The following is a 22,726-nucleotide window of genomic DNA, read 5'->3' as shown; positions in this document are numbered from 1 at the left end:
GTGAAATAAGTAATAGCTATAAATGATTTAATCGCGACCTGCAACAAAGATAGAGGAGAGCTTACGCACTCCCCTGTTTCTGATTAGGATAACTAATGAGCGTTTAATGCGGTGAGTACACGTTTATCGTGATTGTAGATATCAGGGCGAAAGATGATATGCCCTTTATCATCTGCTTCGGCTGTCCAGTAGGCCAGGAGAACGGGGATCGATGAGCGAAGGCTTACATTTCGGGTTTGACGACTGTTCAATAAGCTGTCTATCTGTTGTGCTTCGGGTGTTTGAGTCGCTTCCATTAATATTGAAACAAGATCCAAAGCATTCTCGACACGAATGCAACCGGAGCTAAATGCGCGCTGGTCTCTTTCAAAAAGCCGCTTACTGGGCGTGTCGTGTAAATAGATAGCCTCTGAGTTTGGGAAGCGAATCACAACTTGTCCGAGGGCATTGGCAGGGCCTGAGTCTTGTCGAAGCATGATGCCGCCTGGGTTACTCCAGTCTATCTCGTCAGCTTGTAATTCGGCACCTGAATAGTCCAACACTCGTATGTTATTTCGCTGTAGATAGCTTATATCCCTTCGAATTTCCGGAAGTTTATCTTGGCGCAAAATAGTGGGTGGAATCGTCCAAGTAGGATTAAACGTAAAGTGCGTAATTCTTGATTTCATTAAGGGAGTAGGGCGTGCAGGGCGACCCACTTGAGTGCGTGTTTCCCATACTGGCTGTGCATTTTCGTAGTACACCAGCTTTGCGCCCGCGATATCAACCAGCACCATTTCCTCTTCCATCTCATTGGCTAACCAGCGCATTCTCTCAAGATTGACTTGAATTTGATTGAGCTTGTCAGCCGGTGACATATTCATGGCTCTAAGGGTTGCCGGTCCAACAATTCCATCGGTAGTCAGCAAAAATGATTTTTGAAACTCAATAACGGCTTCGGCCAGCGCTTCATCATAGAAATCTGGATCAGGATGATCAATTGAGGGAAGCAATCGTTCTCGAATCAACACTACGCGTGGATCCCGATCGCCCTGGCGAATTGATGGACGATCTTCTGAAATAAACGGCCATTCATGCAATTTAAGCTCAGCTAAGAGTGTTTGATAGGCAGAGCGCAGCTGTTGATACGGAGGGAAATCTGGGCGAGCTTGATCAAACGCGGTTGAGATATTCGATTGATGTTTGATTAAAAGTGCCTCGTGACGTTGGTCGAGAGGACGTTGACGTTCATAGCGCCACATGGGTTCTATTTCGTCAGCTTTTAGTTTTCCATACATAAGATGTGATAGGGCATTTAGCATGCTTGTCGTCGCGAGTACTTCAAGTTCTGTATCAATATGTTGAAAGTTCTCAGTGTTATTAATACGCCAATAAAGCTCTTCGATATCATAGTGACGAGGATCAAGTCCATCAAATTGTAAGGCTTCTAGCTGATGAACTAACTGTAGCAACTTGTCTTTCGACGCCCATAAATATTCAAACCCTACTTCAGAGTAAATAGAGTAGAGGGGGTGATCGAAGGGCAGGGTCAGTGTGTGCGTGAGGGTCATCATTGACAGCGATGAGTCCAAATCTTCAATAGCTTCAGTGGTGTTTTCTGCATGCGAGAATGCTGAAGCGGTCGAAATCAGCAAAAAAGCAACGACATTTGCTGTACTTTTTTTGATCAATGGTTTTGCTCCCTGTCAGGTCCTGATAGAATGCTTCTCAGCACAGTTCCGTTAGATAGTATAGTCGATTTAATTGGTACATTAGCAATCGCAGGCTGGAAGGTCATGCGTAAGCGTTACTTGTAGGTTATCGGCTGGTTAACACATAATTTTAGGAGGATTACCATATCATGTTTCAGCGCTGTCGTCAGTGGATGCTGACAGTTTCCAGTCTAGTCATCATGTCATCGTCAGTCGTGGCTTCTCCTTTTGATCAGTCTTTAAATTATTCTTTATCCTTACAAGCGCCTGCTTTAAGCAAGGTTGTACTGGATAAAGCGATTGCCGCTATGCAGTGTGCAACAAGTAATGGTCTAAAGCCTTCTGATCGATTAGCTATTATTGATTTTTCTAAGCCCTCATCTGAGCCGCGTCTCTGGATTTTTGATCTATCAAAAAAACGTTTGTTGATGGAAGAGCTTGTGGCACATGGGCAAAACTCTGGTGATAATTTTGCCACTGAGTTTTCTAATGTTGTTGGCAGTCATCAATCCAGTATAGGTTTGTTCCGGACACAAGAAAGCTACTTTGGCCGTCATGGCTATTCTCTTCGTTTAGATGGCCTTGAGCCAGGTGTTAATGATAAGGCTAGAGAACGCGCCATTGTCATCCATGCGGCTGATTATGTGGACCCAGAATGGGTATCGCGTCAGGGACGTATCGGAAGAAGCCAAGGCTGTCCAGCTGTGCGGCCAGAAATTGCCCAAGAAGTGGTTGATCAGTTAAAAGGAGGGCAATTTATGTTCTCATACTTTCCAGATCAGCAGTGGCTTGAAAACTCTGCCTATCTAAACTGTCAACCGGAACGCGTTGCAAGCTATATCGCGCCTTTAAAAGGGGCTGATAGCTAATCTTTTTAGTTACAGTTCGTTGAATTCCTTAGGAGGATGTATCTTCACCCTCCTAAGGAATATCTGCTATAGGATGCCTTGGCTGCGCAAGTAGTCGTCATAAGAACCGCTGAAATCAGTAATCCCAGTAGCGCTGATCTCGACGATCCGTGTTGCTAATGAAGACACAAACTCGCGGTCGTGGCTGACAAAAATCAAGGTGCCAGGATAATTTTCGAGCGCCAGGTTTAAGGCCTCGATAGATTCCATATCCAAGTGATTGGTTGGTTCGTCCATCATCATAATGTTTGGCTTTGTCAGTGTAAGTTTACCAAACAGCATTCGTCCTTGTTCACCGCCCGAAATCACTTTGACAGATTTGTGAATGTCGTCGCCTGAAAACAACATTCTCCCGAGCGCACCACGAATAACTTGCTCACCACCTTGTGTCCATTGCGACATCCAGTCAATTAAGGTCATGTCATTTGAAAAGTCATCTGTATGATCTTGGGCAAAATAGCCGACTTCTGCGCTATCTGTCCATTTCACCTCACCACTATCAAGACGAAGGTTGCCAGCCAAACACTGGAGGAGTGTGGTTTTACCGATACCGTTGGGCCCAATGATCGCAACACGCTCACCGGCCTCTATTTGCAAGTTAACGTTATTCAACAGTGGTGTATCATCAAATTGCTTACAAAGCTCTTTGATTGTAACCGCTTGGCGATGCAGCTTTTTTTGCTGCTCGAAGCGGATATATGGACTGACCCTGCTGGATGGCTTAACGTCTTCTAGTTGGATCTTATCAATTTGCTTAGCACGCGAAGTCGCCTGTTTTGCTTTGGACGCATTGGCAGAGAAACGACTCACGAAGGTTTGAAGCTCCGCAATTTGTGCTTTTTTCTTGGCGTTGTCAGTCAGGAGTCTTTCCCTGGCCTGTGTCGCCGCAATCATGTACTCGTCATAGTTGCCAGAAAAGAGTCTTAACTCACCATAGTCTAAATCGGCCATGTGGGTACAAACCTGATTTAAAAAGTGACGATCATGCGAAATGATAATCATGGTGCTGTTTCTTGAAACTAAGATATTTTCAAGCCAGCGAATGGTGTTGATGTCAAGATGGTTGGTAGGCTCATCTAACAGCAGTACATCAGGGTCCGAAAACAGTGCCTGCGCAAGAAGAACGCGTATCTTCCAGCCTGGCGCTAGGGCGCTCATTGGGCCATTATGCTGTGATAATGGAATATCAAGTCCAAGGAGCAGTTCACCCGCTCTCGATTCAGCTGTATAACCATCCATTTCAGCAAACAGCACTTCTAGCTCGGCAACGGCCATGCCATCGTCTTCACTCATGTCAGGTAAAGAGTAGATGCGATCACGTTCGGCTTTCACTCGGGCTAGCTCTGCATTGCCCATAATGACGGTATCGATAACCGTATAATCCTCATAGGCAAACTGGTCCTGACGCAATTTACCTAAGCGGGTGTTGGGTGCCAGCATCACTTGGCCAGAGGAGGGCTCGAGATCCCCACCTAGGATTTTCATGAAGGTTGACTTTCCGCAACCATTGGCGCCGATAAGACCATAACGATGGCCATTGCCAAATTTAACGGATACATTTTCAAACAGTGGCTTAGGGCCAAACTGCATCGTGAGATTAGCGGTTGAGATCAAGAAGATTGCCTTTCAGAATGAGTAAGTGAGACGACGAGCGTATAAATATTCAATTATAGCGAAAACAGCCTTCGCAATGAAGGCTGTTTAAGGTTTATCAAACAATGAACTGCGTCGAGCCTTATCGCGGCTGCTACTTTTCACATCATTTTGATTCGATATCGCTGGAGTCGTTGTCTTCGAAGCGGGATGCTTTTGTTTTGATTGTGTGGATCGGCCTTTTGTTTTTTTAGAAATAACCTTAGCGTCGCTGCGACTGCCATGCATTTTTCCACTTTCAATAATCGGCACGGGCTCCAGGGGAATGTTTTTTTGAATGAGTTCACAAATACTTGATAAATAATTGCGTTCATCTGGCGCTACAAACGAGAAGGCAACGCCTGATTTTCCAGCTCGACCTGTTCGACCAATACGATGCACATAGGCCTCAGCTTGGTTGGGTAAGTCATAGTTGACCACTTGAGATAAGGAGTCTATATCTAGGCCACGCGCGGCAACGTCGGTGGCAACGAGGACGTTTATTTCACCTTCTGAGAATTGCTGTAATGCCAAATTGCGTTCGCGTTGTACTTTATCGCCGTGCAAAGCGGTTGCCTTTATGTTCTCAGATTGTAAATACTCAGCAACACTATCGGCTCTCTGACGTGTCCGTGTAAACACCAATACTTGAGTCCATTGTAGCCCCTTTATGAAGTAGCTCAGGATGTCGGACTTATCCTTTTGGTCAACCGCAAAGGCGCGCTGTTTGATCAGTTTGACGACAGAGTTGGGTGGGGAAGCATTAACGCGATGCGGCGAATTGAGCAGGTGTTCGGCCAGCACATCGATTTCAGGAGAAAAGGTAGCAGAAAATAGCAGGGTTTGACGCTTGGCGGGCATATAGCGCATGAGCTTGCGAATATCTTCGATGAAACCAAGGTCTAGCATGCGATCTGCTTCATCAAAAACCAAAATTTCCAACTTGTTAATTGAGAGCTTGTTTTGTGCCAGCATATCCAACAAACGTCCTGGTGTTGCAACCAGAATGTCGGCTCCACGTTTCATTTTCCGAATTTGATTGTCGAAACGCACACCGCCATAGATCGATGCCACTCGCATGCCGAGATGACGACCATAGGCGAGAGTACTGTCACCAACTTGAATGGCCAATTCGCGAGTGGGTGTTAAAATAAGCCCACGAATAGCATGATAGTCCGGATCGGGCGCTTTTTTACTCAGCATTTCGATCATGGGCAGTGCAAACGCAGCGGTTTTCCCTGTTCCCGTTTGGGCTTGCGCCATCACATCAACGCCTTGAAGAATTAATGGAATAGCAAGCTTTTGAATGGGTGTTGGTTGCTGGTGCCCTAGCTCTGACAAGGTGAATTGGAGCTCAGGTGACAAATTCAGTAAATCAAATCCAGACATAAAGACACTCAGGAGAGGTTAATTCATAGACAATAGTTTATCAGGATAATCATGTAATTTCTGCATCCAAAAAAATCCTTTGATTCAAGGTGATATAAGCTTTTGTGTTCTCAATGGCTTTCATCTAAACTGACGGTGTTTACAGGGTTAACTTATCTAGGAAGCGCTGCGCATGAGAGTTAATAGGCTGCAGATTTTCAAGTCATCTATATTCTTCGCAGTCTTCTCTGTACTGGGCATCACGTCAGCCCATGCCACAGAGGGTCAGTGTGAGGAGCTAACAGCGAGCGGGAATGCCGAATATCCCCCTTATTTATGGCGTGATCTCAGTCGACCGGGTGAGTTAACTGGCGCCATACGCTATTTGATGGATGACCTTTCTGACATGGTGGGGCTTCCTATCAAGTTGATTGACAGCGGACCTTGGGGGCGAACACAAGAGGAAGTCGCAGCAGGCCGTATTGATCTCATTGCTGGAGCTTTTTTTACGGAGGCTCGAAAAGAGTGGATGGATTATGTCGAGCCCAGTCTAATGCTTACGCAAACCGCTGTTTGGACCTCCAATGAGAAAGAAATAAACTACTCAGAGTGGCGTGATTTGATTCCTTATCAGGGTGTCACTGTGATTTACAATAGCTTTGGCCAAACATTTGATCAGTTCGCTAAAACGCATCTAAGCATCACAGAAGTGGGTAGTTTGGAGCAAGGGTTATTAATGGTAGCCAGTCAACGAGCGGATTATCTCATTTATGAAGATCAGCCAGGTCTAATTTTTGCTCAACAATTGGGTATCTCGAATATCAAAACGCTACCTCGTGCAATTACTCAACAAAATCTCTTTTTGACCTTTTCTAAATTATCTAAATGCAATACTGAGTCGCTTAGGCGCCGAATTAGTGATGCACTGCGCATTATTCAAGAAGAGGATCGGCAGTCCTATTATCTTGCTAAAGCGAGTGACTCTTTCACTCAAAATTAAGTAAGAGGTACAGGCTAGGTCATGCTTAACTACAACAAGCATAGAGCGTTCAACATTTCACTCACAAAAAAGTTTTTATTGGGTGTAATTCCTTTGTTGCTAGCTGTAATGCTTGTTGCAACCAGCCTGCTAGTCGTCTATGAAAATAAACAAGCACAGCGCTTAGAAGTCCAATATGTTCAGCAGCGAGTTGATACTTTAGCGAGGCAGTTAGCTGAACCTGTGTGGCAGTTGGCAGACAATGTGGCCGCCAACATATTAGCAGCCTCATTAAATGACGATGGAGCGATCTGTGTTATTTTAGAGCATGTGTCGGCGATAGTGCAGAACGTGCAGCCCCTCAAGATTGGTGATTGCAGTTCTACAAATATTAATCTCATAGAGTTTCATAGTGCCGTTTATTACGAAGGACTTGGTGCACCTCGACGTGTTGGGGATTTATACCTTCACTATATTCCCCAAACAGGAAACTTTATCACTCATTTGATGCAAAGCATTAAAGGCCTGTTTTTGATTTTAATCGCTGGTGTTCTCACATTGGTTATGATTACAACGGCTTTGTTCCGCTGGATAATATTTAGACCCTTGGAGCAAGTGTCCAATTCATTGAAGTCTTATCAATCAACTGGCGTTCGGCGCCCAGTGGATTGGTCTTCTAACGACGAGTTAGGGCTACTTATTTCGGACTACAATAAGACTCTGTCTCTGCAGATTAATACCGAGGAAGACTTAGCGCAAGCAAGAGATGAAGCCCATATCGCATTAGAAAACTTAAAAAACTTACAAAATCAGCTAGTGCAGACTGAGAAGTTAGCTTCGCTAGGTAGAATGGTGGCCGGTATCGCCCATGAAGTTAACACTCCGCTAGGAAATGCCAAAACCATCAGTACGTCCTTAGACATCAAGTTACAACAATTTGAGAAGCTTGTGAAAACAGGGGAATTGAAAAAATCGAGCCTAGATGAATTTATATCTGAATTCAAAAATGGTTTACGTATTATGTCATCAAGTCTGCAAATGGCAGTAAATCAGGTCAATAGTTTTAAGCAGGTCGCCGTTGATCAAACCAGCATGCTCAGTCGTGAGTTTAATCTTAAAACTGTCATTGGTGAAATTCTAAGCACGCTTCAGCCTCGTCTGAAACATTCGAATATTCAGCTAGATGTTGACATTCCAGACAATTTCACGCTATTTAGCTATCCTGGTTCTATAGGACAAATTATTTTGAATGCTGTCAATAATAGTTTGACACATGGTTTTGAACATCAATCGCAGGGCGTCATTTACTTAAAAGCCTATGCGTATGATGCACAAACACTGGCACTGATCATTGGTGACAATGGTTGTGGTGTTCCACTGGAATCAATTGATAAACTATTTGATCCCTTCTATACCACAAAATTTGGTAAAGGCGGTTCAGGCTTGGGTTTATACATTGTCTACAGTCTTGTGACAAAAATTTTGAAAGGATCGATTATTATTCGTAATAATCCGGGTTTGGAAATGGAAATTAGGATGCCTTTTCATGTAAGCTCTGTTGAGACAGTTATAGCATCAAGTGAGATACAGTGACGAACGATACATTTGAATTTGCACCTGAAGACGACGCGTTTGAAAACGCCCCATCAGGAGAGCCTTGGCACATTTTGCTTGTCGATGATGAGCAACAAGTTCATGAAACAACCCGTTTTGCGTTAGAGGGTTGTTTGGTATTAGATCGCCCGTTGATCTTTACGAGTGCGTACTCTGCAGTTGAAGCTAAAGCCATTCTTCGAAAACACAAACGTTTTGCTTGTGTCTTATTAGATGTGGTCATGGAAACAGAGCATGCAGGTCTTGATTTAATCAACTTCATTCGTTGTGATTTGAATGAATCCTCAACTCGAATTGTCATTCGTACGGGGCAGCCTGGGTATGCTCCAGAGCTTCAGGTTATTCATGACTATGATATTAACGATTACAAGCAAAAGACAGAGTTAACGACTACACAGCTCATTGTGACATTAAGTGCTGCCTGCCGATTTTTCCAGCAGCTTGAAATGATTAATCGGCATCGTGAAGGGCTTGAGTTGATTATTCAAGGAGCTGCTCAAATCTTCTCTGAGCATGCAATTGAGACATTTTCGGAAGGTGTTTTAGTTCAATTATGCAGTTTACTTGAAGTCGATCATCATGCAATGCTGTGTCTTCGTCAAGACAATGCACATCGAGTGCAAGTTATCGCAGGCTTTGGGCCTTACGCATCAATGGTAGGGCACTATATCGACAACATTGCTAACAAAGAGTTGACCAATCAGATCGAGCATGTCCTACAAACCCGTCAAAACTCGGTCACTGAAAATATTGCGATCTTGTACCTTAAATCGCCATCTGATGATGAAATGGTCATTTGTTTGCATACCAGTCGACGTTTGACGGAGGGGGATATCCGTCTCATTCGTTTGTTTTCAGTTTATGTTTCAGTTGGGCTCGATAACGTAACGCTTTTTGAGCGTATTGAAAACCTTGCCTTTAATGACTATTTGACATGTGGATTGAATCGAAACGGTTTCATAAAGAATCTAGAAGAGCAAATTTGCCATCAAGATCCCTGCATGGTCTTGCTGGCTGACATCGACAATTTTCAAGCGATCAATGATGGCTTGGGACATCGTATTGGTGATTTAACGCTGATACGTATGCGTGAGCATCTGCAAAGGGTGCTGGGCGCAAAATGCCCTATAGGGCGTATTTCATCGGACAACTTCGCGATCATCTTACCCATAGATATATATGACTCATTGCCGGCTCTCATGAACTCTGTCTCAGAGTCACTAGGACAGGGCTTTAGTATTAAAGAGTATGAAGTCCCTGTTTCACTGACATTTGGTATTGCCGTTTATCCAAGCCATGGATTAAATGCCTTTTCGCTTTTGCAAAATGCAGGCATTGCTCTCAAGAAGGCTAAGGCTGAAAAACGTGGGTCCTATGTTGTTTTTGGTGAAGGCTTTGAGCAAGAGTTACAGCAAAGATTAAAAACAACGATCGAGTTACGTCACTGCATCGAACTAAACGAGCTGCGTATAGAGTATCAACCCCAATTTTGCCTTAAAACAAAGGAAATGAGCGGGGTTGAGGCGCTGGTTCGCTGGCATCATCAAGGTCAGCTAATTTCCCCTGTTGTATTTATCCCAATCGCCGAGAAATCAGGATTAATTATTACGATAGGTGCTTGGATATTGGAGCAAGCGTGTCGACAACAGGTGAGCTGGTTTCAAGAAACCGGTCGAAGCTTGCGCGTAGCTGTAAACGTATCTGTACGGCAGCTTGTTGACCCAGGATTTCTGAACACGCTTGACTCTATTTTGTCCCGCACAGGCATAGATCCGGTTCAATTGGAGCTTGAGATTACAGAATCCATGATGATGAACGATCAGTCTCAAATGATTTTGATACTTCAGGCGATCCAAGATCGAGGAGTTACCATTGCTATTGATGATTTTGGTACGGGTTATTCATCATTAAAGTATCTTCAAGAGCTACCAGTTAATCGATTAAAAATTGACCGTACCTTTGTGTCTAGCATGTCTGCATCAGTTAAAGACCAGCAGCTGGTAAAGTTAATGATTGAAATGGGGCATTTGGTCGACTTAACACTCATTGCTGAAGGGGTTGAAGAGGAGTCAGAAGGAGAGCTGCTTAGCACATTAGGCTGCGATGAAGCCCAAGGCTATTTTTACTCACGTCCTCAACCTGCAAATATCATTACTCAAATGCTAACGGGTTAGCCCACGGCGATTCCTTTAGGCAGTTTGTATTAAGCGTTTCAAGTGCTCAAGTATAATAGGGATGGCTGGCGCTGTTTCTTGCGAAGGCAGCAATCTTATCAGTAGCCCGCGGTGTGAAGCATCTAAAACAACTGAAGAAGCGGCTAGCTCAGACAGTAAGGCAGAGTCTAGCGGCACAACCCCATCGCCGATCATATCATCAAGATCTAGCAATTTCCCCGCGATGATATTTAATTCAACCTGAGAAGGCCATGGGCGCTGATTCAAGGCCTCTAAAAACTCACTTTCAGGCCTTAAGTCCAACTTGGCTGCTCCTGTTCCATCCCTGAGACCTGAGAAAACATCTAAGTTGCGTTCATTATTCAGTGTTAAATGATCCCGTAACTCAAGGAAGCCGCGCATTCGCGCCCATTCTGAGCCTTTATTGGGTGTTCCGACCAAGATAATGGACTTAACACTTGCGCCATCTACAATTTCAGGTTCAGATACTGGATGTCGATACTTTGAAACAAATTCTCTCGCAACAAGCCCTCCCATGCTGTGTCCAATCAAAACAAGATCAATATCTTTTGGAAGGCTAGACCATTGCTCTGCTAAGTAGTTGGCACTAACGTCGACGGCATGATCGTTTGGATAATGGAATTCCCAAACATTCAGGTCTAACTCCTCTAACTGAGGCAGCAAATCTTGCCAGATGTTTCCCGGCTCATCCAAACCGTGAATTAAAACGACGCCAATGGGCTGGATTGTTTCGGCTGTGTGCTTGGCGTGCATGCCATGCCAGCCGTCATCTAGCGACATTTGCTCTGGAAATTGTACCTCTAGCCATTCGTGCATATGCAGGCGTACCTCGCGTTCGGCCGATGGATGTGTTTCAGACCAGAAAATCCAAGTGAAAAATGGAGCAAGTAGCACTAAGCTCCATAGCAACAGACGATATTTGAATTTTTTAAATAGGTGTATCTTGAGCATGCATCCCTCAAATTTGGCAGAAGACTCTGTCCTTTTATGACACTGGTTCATCCGTTTTGTGCCCTTGAAAATTAAGGTTTAAAACCGCTTAAACTCTCTCCACAGCAACGCTGCTACAAAAATTGACAGGCATAAATTGGAAATCGGTACCGCAATCCAAACACCATTCAGCCCTAAAAGCCAAGGAAGTGTTAGTAAAAAAGGTATTTGAATCATCATGTTGAAGAGTGTTATTAAAGTAGCTTTTCTGGCCAAACCCAAGGATTGAAACCAACTTGCAGCCAAGACCAAAAATCCATCTAAGAATAACCCGCACAACTGTAAACGGATCGCCCAGCGCGCCACTGCTTCGAGTTCAAGATTTCCGCGACTGAAAAATCCTACAAAAAAATCAGGCACCCATAAAATCATGGCGACAAAGAAAATACCAAAGCCAACCCCATATTTGGCTGCCAATTTAAAGGTATCTTTAACGCGCTCGAATTGGCGAGCACCATAGTAATAACTGACCAATGGCTGCATACCGCCGGATATCCCCTCGGCTGTAAGGTAATAAAATGCCATGAGATAACCTGAAATACTGTAAGCGGCAACCTCAATGGCGCTGCCATATTTTAATAAGAGAACGTTATGCAATATGACCGAAAAGCTGATGTACAAATACATCAGCATGCTCGAAACGCCAGTGCTCACAATGCGAATGATTAAGCCAATAGAGACTTTGATATCCTTAAGATATAGCTTAAGAGGGTTTCGTGATCCTATCAAAAAGAACAGGCAGATCAGTATAGATAGGCTTTCACCTAGCACAGTCGCCAGTGCAGCACCTTCTAGTCCCCAGCCCAGCCAGACAATAAATAAGGCATCTAACAGAATGTTGCTAATGGCGCCTGTTAGCATGGCAATCGTAGCTATGTGGGGAGCACCCAGATTGCGAACAAGAAAGGGTAAGGCAATACTTGCCAGAATAATAGGAGCGGATGGGGCAATAATGCCAAGATAGGCATTCCCTTGTACGGCAGCATCCTCTGTTGCACCTTGAATATATAAAAACCACTCACTGTTGTGGTGAAGGATAAGGGCGAGCGGAAGCCCCACTATACAAAGCAGGGCGAGCCCATTGACTAAGAAGGATTTGGCGAGAGTTTGATTATCTGCACCAGCTGCAATAGACACTTGCGCGCCAGTGCCTATGCCTATCATCATGCCTACTGCAAGTAAAATACCTATCCAGGGCCATGCTAGATTGATGCCGGCAAGGCCTGATGGGCCAATAAAGTGCCCTACAAAAATTCCATCAATGATCTGATAGGTTCCACTCACTAACAAGGCCGCAATGGATGGAAGAGTGTAGTGCCAAAAAGCCTTGCGTAAGGGGGTTGTCTTTAAATCCATTTGTATGTTTGCCTATTGCGGATTCAGGGGCGAGAGATCAAAAAATCTCATTTTGTATTAAAAATACTAAATATGTATTATGTATTTATGGGTAGAGTTTAATGATGCCTGAGCTTCCTTGCATATCCCCAATAACCCAAATTTGTTCAAACGGATGGCTGTCAGGTAAATATACTAGGTGTATATTTCGTATTAACTCTTCCTTATTCCAGAGAGGATTTGCATTACGTATGACTAACCAAACTCGCTCACTATGGTAGGTTTTTTGGGCCTTACTCAACAAGAGCGTATTGAGTGCCTCTAATAACCGATTTTCAACTGGGCTCAGCAACAGATGATGCAGGGCAGATAAGGTCTGCTCGTTTATTTCTCTCCCTAGAATAAGCATGGCTTCAGCTTCGCTGCCATACAGGTGTGCAATCTCCAAATCAAGCTTTTGGTTGCCAAGATAACAAGAAACATCAGGCTTTCGCGGCTCATTGTGCCATATATGGCGCATGGGCTGCTGAAACGCAGCCTCATAAAGACGCATAAATAAGCGGGCAGCCTCATGTTCTAATTTAATTTTTTCAGATTGACTTGGGCTCATCATGCTTGAGGGCATCATTTTGAGAAAACATCTAATTATATTACTTTGCAAGGATACCAAAACACAAACTTTGCACCATTAAGAAGGCTAGGTTTGGTTTCGATTCTAATATGTTATACTATAACAATATCAAGGTTGACAGAGACAATAAAAATGCTTTTAGAGCCAAAACTTACCTTTTCTCGCTATGCTGTTTCAAGTACCGACGCATCTGTTTTAACCGAGATATACAATCCCGACACACAGATATGTATTTGGAATCCTCAGTTCAGTCAAGGCGTTCAAGACTACGCACTGATCTTAAAGCAAGGAGCAGGCAACCTATCGCTTAGACAGGTCTTAGCCCCCTCAGAGCTTGGCGAGTATTTGCTATCCACGTTGCCTGATTCTGCGACAAGGTCTGTGTTTGTTAATGAAATCCAAACCCTGGCCGAAATGTTCGCTTATCTTTTCGAATTAGAGCGAATTGGCTTTCGAATGGGAGTGTTGGAGCGTGCGATGTGTCCAAAATTTCACACCGATAAGGTGCCATGCCGATTGGTAGCAACGCTCAAAGGCAAGGGAACTGAATGGTTAAATCAGTCCCAAACGCTTGCTTGGCAGCAGGATAAAGCACAAGAACCTACTTGGGAATCACTCGAGCCTGGTGAGATTGCTCTTCTAAAGGGAGAAGGTTGGTTTGGAAATGAAGGGCAGGGGCTCGTACACCGCTCCCCATCAGTTACACCTGATGACTGGCGTCTGTTTCTGTCAATGGACTTTGCGAACTAACCCAATGCTCACAAGTAACAATTAGCATCGGGTGAGCATAAAAATTGAACATTTACGTTATGTTTTATAAAAGTAGGGTTCGTTAAGCTTAATTTATTGAATAATAAAAATGAATAGGCTTAAGCGAATGATCAGAGGTATTTTAACTCCCGCTGTTGTCCTGATGAATCAACTTAACTATGTTAGTAAGTTTTGGTTGATGAGCATTCTTTTCCTGCTGCCACTTTCCATCACTACCTATGTATGGATTAAAAGTGACATGGCTGAAATACAACAAGCAAGCCATCAACGCCAAGGTGTTAGCGATCTCATTATTCTGAACGAGATACTCCAAACTGCAATGTTACACCGCGATATAAAATCTGTTACCTACTTTCGTGATGATGCAGCACTTCATGCACTCGCCAATCAAGAAGAGGCAAAGTTAACGCAATTAATTCAACAGCATCGTATAAAACTTGAACCTAACAGTGAAGCTATTTGGCAAAGTTTGTCCAATAAAGTGAGCCACCAGGGGGCAATAGAGGCACAGTTTTCGGCCCATCAAAATTTAGTTAATGAACTATTCAGAGCGCAACGCAACATTGTTCAGCGAAGTGGTTTGAATAAAGAGCACGATGAGAATATTGCGCATGTGCTCGAATTGTTAATGCGTGATTTGCCAACATTGCTAAATTTATTAGGGCAGGTGCGTAGCTTTGGCATTTATGCGCTTCAGGGTGACTTTTTAGAATCCAGTCTTAGTGATCGCCTCAATCTGATCTATGATGATCTTTCTGAAGCTCAAAACAACTTTGAGCGATCCGCACTTTTGGTTAATTTACCCGATGTTACGCTATCGGATTCGCTACGTTCAGCGTCTTTGACAGCAAGAGAGCATATGGATGAGAACATTATTTCAGCCATGTCTCTATCAATGGACTGGCAGGAGTACCTCGATTTAATATCGAAAGAAATAAATGAGTTAAGTTCATCTTATGAAGTATTACTTCCACAAGTTGATCGTATTCTTGAGCAACGATCCAAGAGCTTAAACAGCCAATTACGTACCGTGCTTTTCAGCTTGAGTCTATTATTGCTATTAATCCTTTATCTTTATGCAGGCTTCTATCGCTCAGTTAAAGAGTCAATACGTCATATTTGGCAGGCCACTCACCGAATGGCAGAGGGAGATATGACCATTCGTATCTGCAGTCAAACACGTGATGAAATGAGTGAGATTACAGATGAGTTCAATCGAATGATTGATCATGTGCACCAGCTGATCCAAGCCGTTCAGAAAACAGCTGATGAAGTGGATCATCAAGCATCCAAAGTGGCTGAAATCTCAATTGACAGCCATGTCGCCATGCAAGAGCAACAAAAACAGACTGAGTTAGTTGCTGTTGCCATGAATGAGATGGCACATTCAGTTGAGGAGGTGTCTACCTATGGGCAAAAAGCATTGGCCTCAACACTCGAAGCCGACACGCATACTCAGCAGGGCTACCAACAAGTTGCTCAAGTCCTGAACGAAGTCAAAACCCTAGCGCATGAGATTGAAGTGTCCGTACAGGTCATTAACCAGTTTGCAGCAGACAGTTATAAAATTACTCAAGTGTTAGAAGTCATCAAAAGCGTTGCTGAACAAACCAATCTACTGGCATTAAATGCGGCGATTGAGGCTGCACGCGCGGGCGATCATGGGCGGGGTTTTGCTGTTGTTGCGGATGAGGTTCGGACACTCGCACATCGAACACATCAATCTGTTGAAGATATCGAGCTGATGGTGAGTAGTTTGATGAGCAGTGTTGATCAATCGGTAAAGGCAATGATCAAAAGCCAGGAGTTAGCACGCAACACCGTTCAAGAGTCTTCACAAGTTGGAGGCGCACTCCAGAGCATTGCCAACTCAGTTCATACCATTGTTGAAATGAATGAACAAATATCGAGCGCGGCAACAGAGCAGGCTAAGGTGGCTTCAACCATTGATCAAAACCTGGTTTTCATTAATCAGTTTGGGGAGTCAACCTCAAAAAGTGCAAATCAAGTTGTTGCAGCCAGTCAGCAGATGACCGAGCTTTCATCGCATTTACGTCAGTTAATGGCGCGCTTTAGGGTGTAGGCTAGATCTATTTCCAGCCAAGTTGCCATATGTCATGGTTCTTCAAGTTTTGCCAAGGCATAGGGTAGGTGTTTTTAGTCATCACGGCTTCTAGCACGCAGGCGTGTACACGTTCATTTTCATCTCGGATTAATTCGATGACTATAAAGTGTTTTTCTTTATTTTGAGGTGATACAGCCGTCCATTTGCTGTTGAGCAGCTTCTCGGGGTTTAGTTTATTCATTGTCTTCTGGCGATTCCGTCATGATTTGCTAGTATCTGTTAGATTACGCAAAGACAATACATCAGGATCTCTGTATTTTTTAAATAAAGATCCTCTGCAATCAAAGGATAGACGCATGCCAATTACTTCATTTTCTGCACGATTTCCATTAAAGACACTTGCACTGACCAGTCTCTTGCTCAGTGCATCAGGCCTTGTTGCTGATACAGGTCTTCGTTACCAAATTCCGATACAGCCGGAAGCGGCCACTGGTTATCAGGAAAAGCCTGGCTGGAAAACTGAGACCTTCGCTGTCGCAGCGGCAAACCCCTTGGCAACCGATGCTGGCTATCAAATCATTAAGGCGGGTGGATCGGCTTTAGATGCAGCAATTGCGGTTCAAATGGTGTTAACCCTAGTTGAGCCTCAATCCAGCGGTATCGGGGGCGGTGCATTTTTAATGTATTATGATGGCGAGCAAGTGCTGGCATATGATGGGCGGGAAACAGCACCTGCAGAGGTTACTCCCGAGCTGTTTTTAACGGAATCAGGAGATGCGTTAAGCTTTATGGATGCAGCCGCCAGCGGCTTATCTGTTGGTGTGCCGGGTGTGTTGCGCATGCTTGAGCAAGCGCATAAAGAGCACGGTAATTTGCCTTGGGCTGAGCTTTTTATTCCTGCGATTACCTTAGCTGAACAAGGCTTTCCTATCAGTCCACGCCTACAAGGTCTGCTGGCCAATGAAAGCGCTCTGAAACTCAATCCTGCAGCCGCCTCCTTTTACTACGACACGCAACAAAATCCTTTGCCCATTGGGCATCATCTAAAAAACCCAGCTCTGGCTGCTATTTTTAAAACACTAGCGGAACAGGACAGTGATGCTTTTTACTCAGGCGAGATTGCTTCTAATTTAGTTGAGCAGGTCCAGCAACATCCGACCTATGCTGGTGCTATCAGTCTAGATGATTTGGCTGCGTATGAACCCATTGTGCGAGCCCCGATTTGTACCGATTGGAAAGTCTATCGCGTCTGTGGTTTTCCGCCGCCTTCATCAGGTCATCTAACACTTATGCAAATACTCGGTATTTTAGAGCAGCGGCCGATGATGACGCCCGCATACGAGAATGATCTGATCAGTGTCGAATGGCTGCATAACTTTACGGAAGCATCACGCTTAAGCTTTGCGGATCGAGCACTCTATATCGCTGATCCAGACTTCGTGCCAGCACCAGGCAATCAGTGGGAGTCCTTAGTGTCACCCGACTATTTGGCGCAGCGTGCCAACTTAATCGGTGAGTCTTCAATGGGAAGAGCTGAGGCTGGCAATCCCGGTGCTTGGGAGGTGAGCTTTGTCAGCATGCCAGACCAACCCGAATACGGCACCAGCCATATTAGTATTGTCGATCAGCAGGGCCATGCATTAGCAATGACCACCACCATAGAGGCTGCCTTTGGCTCAAGAATGCTTGTGGATGGAGGAACAGGGCTTGCTGGTGGCTATTTGCTCAACAATGAACTCACTGACTTTTCATTTCAGCCCACAGATGAGCATGGGCGTCTAATCGCGAATCGCGTCGAGCCAGGAAAACGTCCTCGTTCCAGCATGAGTCCAACCCTTGTCTTTGATCGCGAGACGGGTGAGTTTGTCGCAAGCTTAGGATCACCAGGGGGCGCTGCGATTATTCATTATACAGCGCGTACCTTGATTGCCATGTTGGATTGGGGGCTGAATGCACAAGATGCAATCAGTCTTCCCCATGCGCTTAGTTTCAATGGGCCCACCTTGCTTGAAGCCGAGCGCTTCCCGGACGCAACACGCCATGCACTAGAAGCCAAAGGCCATGAGGTTGTAGAGCGTGATTTAACTAGTGGGTTACAAGCCATTCAAAAAGATGAATCTGGTTATTTCAGCGGGGCTGATCCACGCAGAGAGGGCGTGGTGATGGGGGAGTAATCCCCCGCTAAGGCAGTTCGTCTAAGTCGATTGGGCCCCATACGGGATATACATCTCCGGGGCCAGGGTTTGCCAAAGACGACTGCCCGCCAAAATGATTCATCACACCCCAAACGGCATTGAGCGCTGTCTGTACAGCGCCTTCAGCCCATGCGGGTGTCCAACTAATATCATCACCTGCTAGAAACACACCCTTATGATCCGGCGAGAGCGTTTGTTGCATAAAGTGTCCATACATTCTGTGGTTATAGCGATAATGCCCAGGTAGCGCGCCTTTGAATGCGCCTAAAAAGTTGGGATCATTTTCCCAGCTGACGGTTATTGGATTGCTGCGAATATGCGACTTGATATCAACATCGGGATAAATTTTAGACAGCGCGCTCAGTGCCAATACCGTCCGTTTTTCGGCATCCAGCGGTAACACCTTTAGCGCGTCACTCATCCACGAATAGCTTAAACACATTACACCGGGTTGATCAGGGCCGTGATCAAATAAATAAGTGCCTCGGGTTAAGCGATCCGTTAACGTCATCGACATTAAATCTTCACCCGTTTCCGGGTGTGTATCTTTCCAGAAAGGGCGATCAACCATAACAAAGGTTTTTGCTGACTGCATATAACGGGTTCGGTCCAGTGCCATCCACAATGGCTGACTAAATAAACTTTCTTGAGTATCAATAGCTGTCGTCAACAGCCAACTCTGGCACGTGCATACGATGGCATCAAAGCGGTCTGTATGACCGCGTCGATCCGTTACATACAGATCGTCATGAGCGCGAAAGAGCTTTGCAGCTCCAGGTCTTGGTGCACCTTGGTTAAGCTTTTGTAAGGAGGTGCCACTTGGCCAATAGGATAGATCTTCAGGCTCATGAGACCACAAGCGTTTTGGCAATTGCTCAACACCCCCTATCACTAAATGCTGATCTGTATCGCACGCCGTCACATTGACACGCAGAATTTCCAGCATGGTGTTTGAAAAGTCTGAGTCCCATCCCCCTGTACCAAAACCAACTTGGCCAAATATTTCACGGTGACGAAAACTCAAATGACGAAATGCCTTGGAGGTGGTAATGAAATCATAAAAAGTGCGTTCATCCCATGCCTTTACCAACGGATTCCAGATGGCTTTGATGGTATTTGGGTCTCGGCGTTGTATCGCTGCCTGGAGCGAACTAAAGTGAGCACCTTCTTCTAAGGCAGAATCATAGGCCTGCGCGACTTCTTGAAAAATAGGTGGTAAATCCGAAAGCGTTTTCGCATAAAACCGCTCTCCCTCTAACTCAATAACGGTTGAGCCAGCCGCGGGGGTGAGGGGATTAGGGAAGGGCGCTGTCTTCAAATTCATCAAGTCTAAATAGTGATAAAAACTGCGTGAAGAAGTTGGAAAGCGCATTCCGCCTAATTCTGCAATCATGTGCTCTGCACCCTCAAACGATGCCGAGCGAAGACGCCCTCCTAGTTGCCCCGATTCGTAAAAAACCGGACGAAGGCCCATACGCATCAATTCATAACCGCACACCAAGCCCGCTATGCCCGCACCAATGATTGCAACCTTTGCACCATGGCGATTAACCGGTATCTTGCCCAAACCTTCGGGATGCTCCAACCAGTGGTCATAGGCAAACGGAAAGTCAGGGCCGTACATTGAAAAAGGGGCATCCATGTGTTCATCTCCAAGATCAGTAAAGGTCTAAACGCCGGTCAAGTAAGTAAGGCATTTCCCGACGAGCCGTTTCGATGTCTTTTTGATGGACATCTGCGATTAACATACCCGTGCTATCTTCAAGTGTTGCTAAACACTGACCATCGGCAGCGCAGATGGAGGATCTCCCGCAATAATCGATCGAACACCCTAAACCTGTGTAATTAGCGTAGGCGATCACCATGCCGTTTTCCATTGAACGGCTGGGTACCATGTGTGTAGCGACCGTCGTGAAGGGGTGCATGTTAGCCGTTGGGACAAGCAATACATCCGCACCTTGGCATCGATGCCAGCGGACAAGCTCAGGAAATTCGACATCGTAGCAAATCGCTAAACTTATTTTAAAATCTCTATATGTGACGGGTGCCAATAATTGAAGCCCTGCAGTAAAACGGCTTTTATCTAAGTCGCCATACAGATGTGTTTTACGATAATTTTGCAGGCATTCACCTTCAGCCGAAATGAATTGTGCCGAGTTATAGAAGTGCCCTAGTTCATCCGTCTCTGCATATCCAAGCACGATGGCAAGCTGGTAGGTTTTTGCAAGTGTTCGGGCCTTTTGCAATATTGCATCGTCAACAAAGAGCGCTAGGCTCGAAAGTGCTTCTAGAGGGACCTCATAGCCAGTTAATCCCATTTCAGGGGTTACGAGTATATCCGCGCCTTGTTGAGCGGCTTCTTCGCATAAGGCTTCTAGGCCATAAAGCTCGGTATCCATCAGAGCCGTAGGAGAGGTCTGAGCTACAGCGATTCTCATGGTTATGTCCTTAGCAGGATTGTTGGGTTTGAGTATGGTTATAGGATAGTAGAAGATCTAGGTTGTTACCTCGCTATCGAAACATCATCAATCAAAGCTTTAACTTTATGGCTAAATAGCTGGAACAACTGATGTTCCTGTGAGGCTATAACGTATAGTAAAAATGTTATAAGATTCTAACTATTCAGCCATTATCAGCTGGTTATTTTAAATAAACTTAATCAGCTTATAAAAGCTGAGTAAACATAAAGGTTTTTTGACGATGAAGCAGGTCGAAATTGTTCTAGAAAAAATATTGTGGAATTCACGATTTCTGGTTCTAATCGCAGTTGTTTCTAGCTTGTTAGGATCATTGGTGCTTTTCGTCGTTGGAACGATGGATATTTTCAAAGTGGCGTGGATGACATTTGAATACTATCTTGGGTCGAGTGACCAGGATATTCATGATTTTATCATTACCGATATCATCTTAGCCGTTGATATTTATCTGGTAGCGGTCGTTTTGCTGATGTTTGGTGCAGGGTCATACAGGCTATTCATTTCGCCGATAGATGAGTCGGAAGGAAGTGGAGTTGCTCATCCATTCAATATCCAGACATTTGATGAGTTAAAGGATAAGATCGTCCGGGTAGTGATTCTTGCAGTGATAATCGAATTTTTCAGAGCAGTGGTAGACATTCGGTTTACTACTCCACTGGATGCAATATACTTGGCTTTATCGGTTTTCGCATTAGCGGCGTCTGTTTATCTGATGAATTTAAGTCATAGTAAAAAAGCATAGATAGATAGATAGATAGATAGATAGATAGATAGAAAGGTGCGCCTGTCATCATTAGTAATGCTCATTAATCTCTGTGATGCTATCGAAAACATCAAAAGGTAAAGACACCATAAGCAAACTCATCACACATTTAGTTGCTTATGGTGTTAACACTGGAACCGATCACATCTCAAATGTAAGGCACGTCAACTCATCCAGCATAATCAACCCAAACCCAACCACCAAAGTTTCCGATAGGGCTGAATTAATTCAGAGTTGAACCGGAAATTACACAAGCGAAGCAGCACGAACCTCCAATCCAAGATAGTCAATTTAACATAATATATATTATACGAAACTTTATATGGGGTGAAACTAAGTGAAAAATCACTCACTTTACGTCGTATTTGGGCGGTAAAAACTGAAGCCTCACGATATAAGCAGATCGCACAAAAATATGTGCAAACATCTTAGCTCCTAACTCTTTCTACTTGCCTCAGCCTTGAGCACTCATGTGCATATAAACCATAAATCATCACAAGTATCGGCACGTTTTTTGTCAGTGGACCAAAAGGATGAATCCAAAAGCTTGGGTCAATAACCGTTAATAACAATGTGTAAGTAGCGATCACGATCATTTGCAACCAGTAGCAGAGCTACTGATGTCGGCTAAAGCACCAATAATTCCAGCATTCGCTAACACTTCGTATCCTATTTCCTTCGCAAAGAACTCTGACGTGATGCCTGTGAATACCCAAAGAAAGCTTAGGCTCAGCCTTGCGGCAAGATACATATTTGAGGACACTCAACCCCCTTAAGCAACTGGAAATGGCTTGAATACCATCAGCCAAAAAATAAGCAGTATAGATGCAAATGCTGGCACACCGAGTGCAGTCCATAATCGCATCATTTTCTTAAAACTGGGATCGAGCGCGCCCGTTATCAAAGACGCATCTGCAAGCTTTTTGAGCTTGTATTGAATTAAGATGACTGAGACCCAGCAGATACCAATAAATTCGAAGAACGGCTTGCCATAAACATAAAAAAGGCAATACCTGTTCCCGTTCCAGCAACCACCACAGCACTCAAAATATGAATCAGCTTTAAGAAGAGATAGCTATCCAAGGTTCACCTCTGTTTGATGGTAGATTCCT

General features: G+C 44.5%; 21 protein-coding genes. 8 read left to right on the top strand and 13 right to left on the bottom strand.

The genetic code is table 11. The features are described 5' to 3' along the window. Positions 1–92 precede the first annotated feature (92 nt). Positions 93–1,670 (bottom strand): L,D-transpeptidase family protein, encoded by a 1,578-nt coding sequence (locus DN062_RS03355; RefSeq protein ID WP_112157512.1) that lies wholly within the window; start codon positions 1,668–1,670, stop codon positions 93–95. A 170-nt stretch (positions 1,671–1,840) separates the two neighbouring features. Here DN062_RS03355 and DN062_RS03350 point away from each other — a divergent pair, with 170 nt between their 5' ends. Next, positions 1,841–2,560 (top strand): murein L,D-transpeptidase catalytic domain family protein, encoded by a 720-nt coding sequence (locus DN062_RS03350; protein ID WP_239995680.1) that lies wholly within the window; start codon positions 1,841–1,843, stop codon positions 2,558–2,560. Positions 2,561–2,626: 66 nt separating this feature from the next. Here the strand turns inward: DN062_RS03350 and DN062_RS03345 are convergent, their stop codons facing one another. Both DN062_RS03345 and DN062_RS03340 read right to left on the bottom strand, forming a co-directional pair. Beyond that, positions 2,627–4,213 (bottom strand): ABC-F family ATPase, encoded by a 1,587-nt coding sequence (locus DN062_RS03345; RefSeq protein WP_112157510.1) that lies wholly within the window; start codon positions 4,211–4,213, stop codon positions 2,627–2,629. An 87-nt stretch (positions 4,214–4,300) separates the two neighbouring features. Further along, positions 4,301–5,620 (bottom strand): DEAD/DEAH box helicase, encoded by a 1,320-nt coding sequence (locus DN062_RS03340; RefSeq protein WP_112157509.1) that lies wholly within the window; start codon positions 5,618–5,620, stop codon positions 4,301–4,303. A 172-nt stretch (positions 5,621–5,792) separates the two neighbouring features. On the opposite strand from DN062_RS03340, the gene DN062_RS03335 reads away from it, so the two are divergent. The 3 genes from DN062_RS03335 to DN062_RS03325 are packed head-to-tail and all read left to right on the top strand — an operon-like array spanning position 5,793 to position 10,366. Then, entirely contained in the window at positions 5,793–6,599 is an 807-nt protein-coding gene (locus tag DN062_RS03335) for a substrate-binding periplasmic protein (RefSeq protein WP_112157507.1), read from the top strand. Between the two features lie 21 nt (positions 6,600–6,620). Next, complete coding sequence (locus tag DN062_RS03330; protein ID WP_112157506.1) at positions 6,621–8,171, top strand: sensor histidine kinase; 1,551 nt, start codon at positions 6,621–6,623, stop codon at positions 8,169–8,171. Further along, positions 8,168–10,366 (top strand): two-component system response regulator, encoded by a 2,199-nt coding sequence (locus DN062_RS03325; RefSeq protein WP_112157504.1) that lies wholly within the window; start codon positions 8,168–8,170, stop codon positions 10,364–10,366. The genes DN062_RS03330 and DN062_RS03325 overlap by 4 nt, the downstream gene beginning before the upstream one ends. Positions 10,367–10,381: 15 nt before the next feature. On the opposite strand, the gene DN062_RS03320 is transcribed toward DN062_RS03325, so the two are convergent. The 3 genes from DN062_RS03320 to DN062_RS03310 form a co-directional block, all read right to left on the bottom strand. Continuing rightward, the gene (locus DN062_RS03320; protein WP_112157502.1) at positions 10,382–11,338 is read right to left on the bottom strand and encodes an alpha/beta fold hydrolase; all 957 of its coding nucleotides are present in this window, start codon (positions 11,336–11,338) and stop codon (positions 10,382–10,384) included. A 78-nt stretch (positions 11,339–11,416) separates the two neighbouring features. Then, positions 11,417–12,733 (bottom strand): MATE family efflux transporter, encoded by a 1,317-nt coding sequence (locus tag DN062_RS03315; RefSeq protein WP_112157501.1) that lies wholly within the window; start codon positions 12,731–12,733, stop codon positions 11,417–11,419. A gap of 85 nt (positions 12,734–12,818) precedes the next feature. Next, on the bottom strand, positions 12,819–13,325 hold the full coding sequence (locus DN062_RS03310; RefSeq protein ID WP_338039954.1) for a hypothetical protein: 507 nt from the start codon (positions 13,323–13,325) through the stop codon (positions 12,819–12,821). 150 nt (positions 13,326–13,475) lie between these two features. Here DN062_RS03310 and DN062_RS03305 point away from each other — a divergent pair, with 150 nt between their 5' ends. After that, the gene (locus DN062_RS03305) at positions 13,476–14,093 is read left to right on the top strand and encodes a DUF1826 domain-containing protein (RefSeq protein ID WP_112157499.1); all 618 of its coding nucleotides are present in this window, start codon (positions 13,476–13,478) and stop codon (positions 14,091–14,093) included. Between the two features lie 127 nt (positions 14,094–14,220). After that, positions 14,221–16,197, top strand: a complete 1,977-nt coding sequence (locus DN062_RS03300; RefSeq protein ID WP_162301241.1) for a methyl-accepting chemotaxis protein — start codon at positions 14,221–14,223, stop codon at positions 16,195–16,197. A 7-nt stretch (positions 16,198–16,204) separates the two neighbouring features. On the opposite strand, the gene DN062_RS03295 is transcribed toward DN062_RS03300, so the two are convergent. Beyond that, on the bottom strand, positions 16,205–16,420 hold the full coding sequence (locus DN062_RS03295) for a TIGR02450 family Trp-rich protein (protein WP_112157495.1): 216 nt from the start codon (positions 16,418–16,420) through the stop codon (positions 16,205–16,207). 115 nt (positions 16,421–16,535) lie between these two features. Here DN062_RS03295 and ggt point away from each other — a divergent pair, with 115 nt between their 5' ends. Continuing rightward, positions 16,536–18,353, top strand: coding sequence for a gamma-glutamyltransferase (gene ggt, locus DN062_RS03290; RefSeq protein ID WP_112157493.1), 1,818 nt, complete (start codon positions 16,536–16,538; stop codon positions 18,351–18,353). Positions 18,354–18,360: 7 nt separating this feature from the next. Here ggt and DN062_RS03285 read toward each other — a convergent pair whose 3' ends face one another. After that, positions 18,361–20,016, bottom strand: coding sequence for a flavin monoamine oxidase family protein (locus tag DN062_RS03285; RefSeq protein ID WP_112157491.1), 1,656 nt, complete (start codon positions 20,014–20,016; stop codon positions 18,361–18,363). Positions 20,017–20,032: 16 nt separating this feature from the next. Beyond that, a complete protein-coding gene (locus DN062_RS03280; RefSeq protein WP_112157490.1) occupies positions 20,033–20,812 on the bottom strand; it encodes a carbon-nitrogen hydrolase family protein in 780 nt (259 codons plus the stop codon). Between the two features lie 262 nt (positions 20,813–21,074). On the opposite strand from DN062_RS03280, the gene DN062_RS03275 reads away from it, so the two are divergent. After that, positions 21,075–21,593, top strand: a complete 519-nt coding sequence (locus DN062_RS03275) for a YqhA family protein (RefSeq protein ID WP_112157488.1) — start codon at positions 21,075–21,077, stop codon at positions 21,591–21,593. 449 nt (positions 21,594–22,042) lie between these two features. Here DN062_RS03275 and DN062_RS19175 read toward each other — a convergent pair whose 3' ends face one another. The 4 genes from DN062_RS19175 to DN062_RS18780 are packed head-to-tail and all read right to left on the bottom strand — an operon-like array spanning position 22,043 to position 22,697. After that, positions 22,043–22,210, bottom strand: a complete 168-nt coding sequence (locus tag DN062_RS19175; protein WP_420811659.1) for a DoxX-like family protein — start codon at positions 22,208–22,210, stop codon at positions 22,043–22,045. Beyond that, positions 22,207–22,377, bottom strand: coding sequence for a hypothetical protein (locus tag DN062_RS18785; protein ID WP_239995679.1), 171 nt, complete (start codon positions 22,375–22,377; stop codon positions 22,207–22,209). Before DN062_RS18785 ends, DN062_RS19175 begins: the two co-directional genes overlap by 4 nt. 9 nt (positions 22,378–22,386) lie before the next feature. Next, on the bottom strand, positions 22,387–22,554 hold the full coding sequence (locus DN062_RS19170; RefSeq protein ID WP_420811662.1) for a DUF2269 family protein: 168 nt from the start codon (positions 22,552–22,554) through the stop codon (positions 22,387–22,389). After that, positions 22,554–22,697 carry a DUF2269 family protein gene (locus tag DN062_RS18780; protein ID WP_239995678.1) on the bottom strand — a complete coding sequence of 48 codons (144 nt, stop codon included), beginning with the start codon at positions 22,695–22,697 and terminating at the stop codon, positions 22,554–22,556. The genes DN062_RS19170 and DN062_RS18780 overlap by 1 nt, the downstream gene beginning before the upstream one ends. Between the last annotated feature and the right edge of the window lie 29 nt (positions 22,698–22,726).

It is taken from the genome of Nitrincola tibetensis (assembly GCF_003284585.1).
Lineage (GTDB): Bacteria > Pseudomonadota > Gammaproteobacteria > Pseudomonadales > Balneatricaceae > Nitrincola > Nitrincola tibetensis.
Note: the sequence above shows the minus strand (reverse complement) of the source record. Positions and strands in the feature narration are given on the sequence as shown.